At 50.6% G+C, this 7,167-nt stretch carries 4 protein-coding genes; 3 read left to right on the top strand and 1 reads right to left on the bottom strand.

Annotation, left to right across the window (positions count from 1 at the left end; translation table 11 throughout):
- Nucleotides 1–290: 290 nt before the first annotated feature.
- Nucleotides 291–1,232, bottom strand: coding sequence for a flagellin (locus MXE41_RS11825; RefSeq protein ID WP_246977848.1), 942 nt, complete (start codon nt 1,230–1,232; stop codon nt 291–293).
- Nucleotides 1,233–1,816: 584 nt separating this feature from the next.
- Here MXE41_RS11825 and MXE41_RS11820 point away from each other — a divergent pair.
- From MXE41_RS11820 to MXE41_RS11810, 3 genes are all read left to right on the top strand, one after another.
- The gene (locus tag MXE41_RS11820) at nt 1,817–2,788 is read left to right on the top strand and encodes a flagellin (protein ID WP_247100623.1); all 972 of its coding nucleotides are present in this window, start codon (nt 1,817–1,819) and stop codon (nt 2,786–2,788) included.
- A 335-nt stretch (nt 2,789–3,123) separates the two neighbouring features.
- A complete protein-coding gene (locus MXE41_RS11815; RefSeq protein ID WP_247100622.1) occupies nt 3,124–4,095 on the top strand; it encodes a flagellin in 972 nt (323 codons plus the stop codon).
- A gap of 510 nt (nt 4,096–4,605) precedes the next feature.
- The gene (locus MXE41_RS11810; protein WP_247100621.1) at nt 4,606–6,570 is read left to right on the top strand and encodes a hypothetical protein; all 1,965 of its coding nucleotides are present in this window, start codon (nt 4,606–4,608) and stop codon (nt 6,568–6,570) included.
- Nucleotides 6,571–7,167: the final 597 nt, after the last annotated feature.

Here is a 7,167-nt window from a genome sequence, read left to right as displayed (position 1 = left end):
TAGAAGAACGCTGTGCGGTTCAGATCACCAGAAGCGCCTGATAAAGCTACTTTACCCTGTCGCAAGGTATGGCTTAATTATAGGCTTTTGTAGAAATATCTACACCCCACACTTAAACAGTACGTACGCAAGAAAAACAAAGGCTCAGATGTTTACGCATCTGAGCCTTTGTTTTTGGGCGAACCATGCTGTCTGCCTGCTGCCTGGTCATGTACCTGGTGCCATGGGCTATGCCCGGCTTTGACCCTGGGGCATGCCATGGCGTGGCAGTGCTGCTTAGAGCCCTGGATTTAGCCGAGCAGGGAAAGACCCAGCTGTGGGCGGGTATTGGCCTGCATCAGCATGGATGAGGCAGCCTGCTGAATAATGCTCTGCTGGCTGAGGCTGGCTGTTTCCTCGGCAAAGTCAGCGTCCCTTATGCGGCTGCGGGCATCAGCCTGATTGGCTGCAACATTTGCCTGGTTGCGAATAGATGACTCCAGTCGGTTCATCAGAGCACCCAAGGAGGCACGTTCGGCCTCAACACCATTAATCATGGTGGTCAGGTGCTCAATGGCTGACTGAGCAGCATCAGGGCCGGTATGCAGCTCAGCAATAACATTGCCGTGGTTGTCAAATTTAAGGAAAGTGTTGGTTTCAGCATCACCAAGACCAGTATTCCAGGCAAGAGCCTTGAAAGTACCATTGGTGACGCGCACAGTGATGGTGTCGCCCTTATTGGCACCTACCTGAAGATCGAGCTGTCCGTAGTATTGGCCATCATTACCGGTCTGGTTGGCCTTTGGTGGACCGTAAAGAGAATCGCCGTCGGAGCCGTCGAGAATGGTCTTGCCACCGTAGCGGGTTTGTTTACCAATACGGTTGATCTCAGTAAACAGGGCGGTCATCTCTTTGTTGATAGCCTGGATGTCTTCCTGAGTGTTGGTGCCATTGGCGGCCTGCACCGCAAGAGTGCGTGCTTTTTGCAGCATAGCTACACTTTCTTCAAGAGCACCTTCAGCTGTCTGCAGCAGAGCAATGCCGTCAGATGAGTTTCTGTTGCCCTGATTTAGGCCATTGACCTGAGTAGTCAGCCTCGAGCTTATCTGAAGTCCAGCTGCATCGTCTTTGGCTGAGTTGATTCTCATGCCCGAAGCCAGTCTCTGATAGCTGGTAGTCAGCTGACTCTGAATATTATTCAGAGATCTCTGCCCGTGAAGGGCACTGACATTGGTATTTACGTATACCGCCATATAAACCTCGGCAAATTGCATAGGCCCGCAGTATCAGCTTGTGCAGTCTCTGGCGGGCAGCCTGGTCTTTTTTGCCAGGGCCACAGTATTTATCGTCAAAAGGTAATCCGACTTTACAGTAAAGCTCGATTTATCGGCAATATTTGCAGTTTGCGTCATGAATGCACATTATCCATGCAGTCAAAAGATCGGCTTGCTTATTGCATGAGATGGTTTGGGTTTCCCGGACGGCAATTTATGAACACATTGCCAGTCAGGAAAATACCACTGGACGCATAGCAGTGTCCCGGTCAGACATCAGACTGCATTTGAGTTTTGAGGATAAGAATGCAGTCCTGAGCACAGCAGTGCAGCAAATCATCAGCACTGCAATGCTTCGATAAGGAAGTGCCCACCTGAGCTTTCAGGAGGCCGGTGTCCGGCTTGACTGCGCGTCATTGAGCGCACATTGCCAGCCCCTGGGCCTAAGACAATGTCAGGCGCCGCAAAAGCACCATAGTGCGTGCATATCGAAGTATTTTAATCGTGTTCTGGCAGTCTCATGAGTTGAGCTTACTGCGGTCTAAAGAGAGAGAGTATTAGTCATGGCCTTATTTGTTAACACTAACGTAAAGTCAATTCACGTTCAGAGAAAGCTCGATAATAACACCAACACACTGGATACCAGCTACCACAGACTGGCCTCCGGCCACCGCATCAATACCGCTCAGGATGATGCTGCAGGTCTGCAGATTAGCGAGCGTCTGACAACTCAGATTAAGGGCCTTGATCGTGGCAACCGCAACTCTGACGAGGGCCTTGGCTTCTTACAGACTGTTGATGGCGCTGTAGACGAGATCGTAAACAGCCTCCAGCGTGCCCGTACCCTGCTCGTACAGACTGCCAACGGCACCAACTCCCATGCTGATATCGAGGCACTGGGCAAGGAGCTCTCCAGCATCTTCCTGCACTGCTCAGCCATTGCAACCGACACCACCTATGCCGGTGAAAAGATCCTGATGGGCTACCAGAAAGCAAATGGTGAGTCTATTTACGAGCCTGCCTCACAAAATGCTGCTAACTTTGATCCGGGCGCACTTCGTCTTCAGGTAGGTGCCAATGCCAATACCTTTATTGATGCCCGTATCGAAAACTTCTTCCTCCCTGAGATTATCAACAGCCACAAGCCAAATGGTGGTAATGACACCATTGAGAAGCTTGCTGACGGTGTATTCAAAATTGCTAAGGATAATGACGGTAAGGCAGAGTCAATGACCCTGGACATCAAGACTCATGATGATGCCCGTAAGGCTCTGGCTGTAATGGACTACATCATTGGTGAGGTTGATTCCCGTCGTGGTGATGTTGGTTCCTACATGAACCGTCTTGAGTCCACCATGCGCAATCATGCTAACGGCTTTGAGAACCACAGCGATGTCCGTTCCCGTCTGCGTGATACCGATTTTGCATCTGAAACTGCCCTTCTTACCCAGAAGAGCATGATTCAGCAGTCTTCACAGACTATTCTTACTCAGGCCAACCAGAACCCAAGTCTGGCTATGGCTCTGCTCAAATAATTTTTGATAACTGACTGAGTTTAAGGCTTACATGGCCTGGCCCATGTAAGCTCATTACAGGCACCGCTCTGTTGTGTCTGTAAGGCCCTGATCAGTATCGTTACCGCACCTTTGCTGCTCCGCCTGGACCTTTTGACCACTGTTGAGAGGACTGGCGGAGCATGTGCGGTATTGATAACAGCCTGAGTCGCATATGGCTCAGTCTGTAACCCTGCACGGGCAGTGCGGCCAGGAGTGCGTCGGGCGCGAGTGCCTGTGCATTTCTCTTTCATTTCAACAAGCTATTAATATCTGTCACCTGTCCTTTAAGACAGCAGACTGAGAGAGTATTGATCATGGCTTTATTCGTTAATACCAATGTCAGCTCTATTAATACCCAGAATAAGCTGAACATTAATACTGTGGCATTAAATACCAGTTATCAGAGGCTCTCTTCTGGACTGCGTATTAATACTGCCGAGGATGACGCCGCCGGTCTCCAGATCAGCGAGCAGCTCACCACCCAGATCAAGGGTCTTGACCAGGGTAACCGCAACTCCGATGATGGCATCGGCTTCCTGCAGACCGTAGACGGCGCTGTAGACGAGATCGTTACCAGCCTCCAGACTGCCCGTACCAAGCTGGTTCAGGCCGCCAACGGCACCAACTCCAAGAACGATCTGGCTGCTCTCAAGACCGAGCTGGACAGCCTGTTCCTCCACGCTTCTGCAATTGCCACTGACACCACCTACGGCGGCGAAAAGATCCTCATGGGTTATCAGAAGGCACAGGGTGAGTCTATTTACGAGGCTCCAAGCGCAAACGCTGGTAACTATGATCCTGGCAAGCTGCGTCTTCAGGTAGGTGCCAACTCTGGTACCTTTATTGATGCACGTATTGAGCACTTCTTCCTCCCAGAGATTATAAATACACTAAAGCCTAATGGTGGCAGAGATACAGTTGAAACCCTTTCAAAGGGTGCTTTTACTGTTCAAAAAGATGCTAATGGTAAAGCCAATGCTATGACCTTTAAGATGGACAGCCAGGAAGATGCCCGTAATGCTCTGGCTGTAATGGACTACATCATTGGTGAAATTGATTCACGTCGTGGTGATGTTGGTTCCTACATGAACCGTCTTGAGTCCACCATGCGTAATCACTCCAACGTTTCCAGCAATCACTCTGATGTCCGCTCTCGCATGCGTGACACCGACTTTGCCGCTGAAACTGCCAACCTGACCCAGACCAACATTCTGCAGCAGTCTGCTCAGACCATTCTGTCTCAGGCCAATCAGCGTCCATCTCTGGCAATCTCCCTGCTCAACTGACAGGCAGGCTGAATCAAAGCTTTTTACAGGCGGGCTATGTCCCGCCTTTTGTGTTTCTGCAGCGCACAGATAAGTGTTAAGAACGGTTCCTTCGAGTAAACTGTCGAGCACTGTCGATTACGTTTCGTTCAGTTCAGTTCCTGATACCGCATGGACTATTTATACTCTGAATATTGCTCTGTATTTTGCTTTGTAAAGTGGAAAATTTACTGCAATAACAGCTTTTGTAGGGCGACTTTGTCGGGGTTGTGGTAGCGGGGTATTGCAAGGCGGGCCTGTGGCACGTAAAATGCGTGTGATATGGATTATTCCTAGGCCGTATGCGGTCTGGCTATATAGTAATGATAATGAGAGATTATGGGCTGATGCTCTGCCGGTAACTTAACCTGCGTGCCAGCGCATGCATGGTAGCACCTGGTTAAGAGCCTCTCAGTCTGCTGTTCGTTGGTTGTGTGGTTCTGGTAAGTCATGCTCAGGCGGGACTGCCACAGAATTTTTCAGGAGATGTCAGTGGGTCATATTTCTGCATCACAGTTCAATCTTGCTGTATGCAGGCTCATGGGTTTTGAAGGCCTGAGCCCTGCAGAGTCAGGCAAGGAGATTACATGCCGCATCGTGCTGGATCGCATGGAGAAATTTTCTGATTTTCGCTATATCAGTGCCCGTATGCTTACGGCTGCTCTGGAAGGCGAAGATCTTGATGCCCTTGATTATGACTACCCACCGTCACCAAATCAGGCTCTGATTGACATCATAGACTCCCCACTGGACAGCCTCGACAAGATCAGCATTGATTCTGAGGTCAGGGCTCTTTGTGAACTGATTGGCGTGGAAGTATCACGTCAGCAGACCCGCTTTATGTTCCCTGTCATGTCCAAATGGCTGGACACCTTCTTCCAGCAGGAGCGTGAAAAGGAGCAAAAGGAAGCAGAAGAGCGCCGCAAGCTGCGTCATGCGGCCAAGGAAGCCCGTCGCGCAGCCCGTAATGCCGAGCCTGATTCTCCTCTGGCGAAGGCCGCCGCTGAGGCTGAAGCTGCAGCTGCTGCAGCTGAAGAGGCGGCAGCCGCCAAATCTTCAGGTACTGAGGGCTCTGAGGGGGCAGGTGCTGCACGCAGCCGCATGTATGAGTCACTGGACAAGCTCAAAAAAGAACTGGGTGAAAAGCACCGCTACAAGGGCCGTACCCTCAACCTGCGTCTGCTCAAGGGCTGGGACAGCAACTGGTCTTCAATCTTCATGACCATCAACACTCTGCGCAATCAGCTTAGTGTTGAAGATGACGGTCTTACCGACATGCTGCGCGATGTCTTCGTCTATGAGTGGTTTGACAAGCTTCCTGATGACCAGCGCGCCCGCTTTGCTCCTGTCGAAAACCTCGATGACCTTTACAACAGCCTGATACTGACTGATGTGGTGCTTTTCCCTGATGGCAAGAGCGTAGTCTGGTACAAAATGGAGAATACCATGCTGGGCTCTCTGTATGAGGGTTTTGGCGTTGATGTGGATCCTCCATATCAGGACGGCTATGCCATCGGCATCAAGCATATCTTTGTAGGCTCACTCAAGGACCATCCTTCGGTCAAGCATTACCGCAGTATGCTCGACAGTGATGCTCTCAAGGAAATAGCCTCATCTGCTCACTACACACCTGGCGACAATATCTCACCTTTCAGCCTTGAGGAAACCTCAAGACAGATGACCTTTATTAACAACGGTTATCTCATTTTTGACCTTGATCTGCTCAATGATTCAGGTCAGAGCATCGAGGTTCTGGTACGTGAGGGTGAGCTCCTTGGCAGTGACAATATTGCCACCCGTCTGCGTTCGCTTAAAGAAAAGGATCTGAGCGACTTTGACAGCCTGAGTACTGACATTATCAACTCCATTGCCGAGCCGCTGGTGGAGATGAAAAACGAGCAGGAAAAGCGCCGTCGCAACCGTGATCCTGAGTATGCTGACTACACATTCAAGGACAGCATGCTGCCATCTGATATCACCGTCCCTCGTCTGCTGCGCAACTATAAGCTCAACATTGAGCGCATCATCATTGATGATGAAAACAGCCTGCGCTTCATGATTCCAACTAATCTCTTTGCTTTCTCTGACAAGGCTGATGATCAGTTTGTTGAGGTAACTGATACCCTGGGCCTGGTTCACGCTGATGCCATTGTGGTCACCCTTTCCGTAAATGGTGATGGCCTTGATATTACCAGCATCGACCTTGCTGACTGCGTACAGATCCCTTACGGTTCCCATAAGAGTGCTGAGATCAAGGCCTATGCCTCTGATATTGCTGACAGCCTGATGGCTGATATCAATAACGCCCTGCCTGAGGGCTGGAAAGAAAGCTGGCAGGAGGCTAAGGCCAAAGCAGCTGAGTCACGTCAGACCCAGGCAAAGGAAAAGAACGGCCTGCAGCGCCGCTCCAATGGCACAGCTCAGCGCAACAAGAGCAAGAATAAGCGCAAGCGCTAAGCCAACCAGCCCCGCTTTACAATCACGGACACCAGGTCAGGCCCTGCCATTTATGGCTTGCCTGACCTGACTGAGTCCGCACAAAAAGACCATATCTGCAGTAAAAATGCTGTGGATATGGTCTTTTTGTTTGTGCTCAGTAGATTACTGGCCGCAACAGGGGTTGTGGACCGGCCCATTCTTGACGCAGGGGGCTGGTAACAGCCAGCTCGGCGGGGCCAGGCCAGACCAGACCATGGCATGGTGACTGATGGCGCGGCTTCAGCCAGATCGGCGGGCCAGACCATGGCATGGTGGCATGGCCAGGCTGAGCCATGGACTGGGGGCGTGGTCTTGCGGCGGCATTGCATTGCATTGCATTGCATTTAGTCTGGCAGTGCTGATTGGGGTGAGTAAGCCTGGTGAGATTGGTGTAAGATAGAGCTAACACAATTAAGCTATATGCAATTGGAGTTAGCTATAGTTGATTGAGACAGTTAGGTAGTGCTAATATCTATCAGCTGTCTGTTTTTCATATTGCTGCATGTCTGTCGATCCCGCAGTAGAAATATGGAATACTGTGCAGTATGTATGACAGAACAGTTCAGGACCTGTTTG

The sequence above is a fragment of the Anaerobiospirillum sp. NML120449 genome, from assembly GCF_023051105.1.
Taxonomy (GTDB): Bacteria; Pseudomonadota; Gammaproteobacteria; order Enterobacterales; family Succinivibrionaceae; genus Anaerobiospirillum.
The sequence above is the reverse complement of the archived record's forward strand: the minus strand, read 5'-3'. Positions and strand labels throughout refer to the sequence as shown.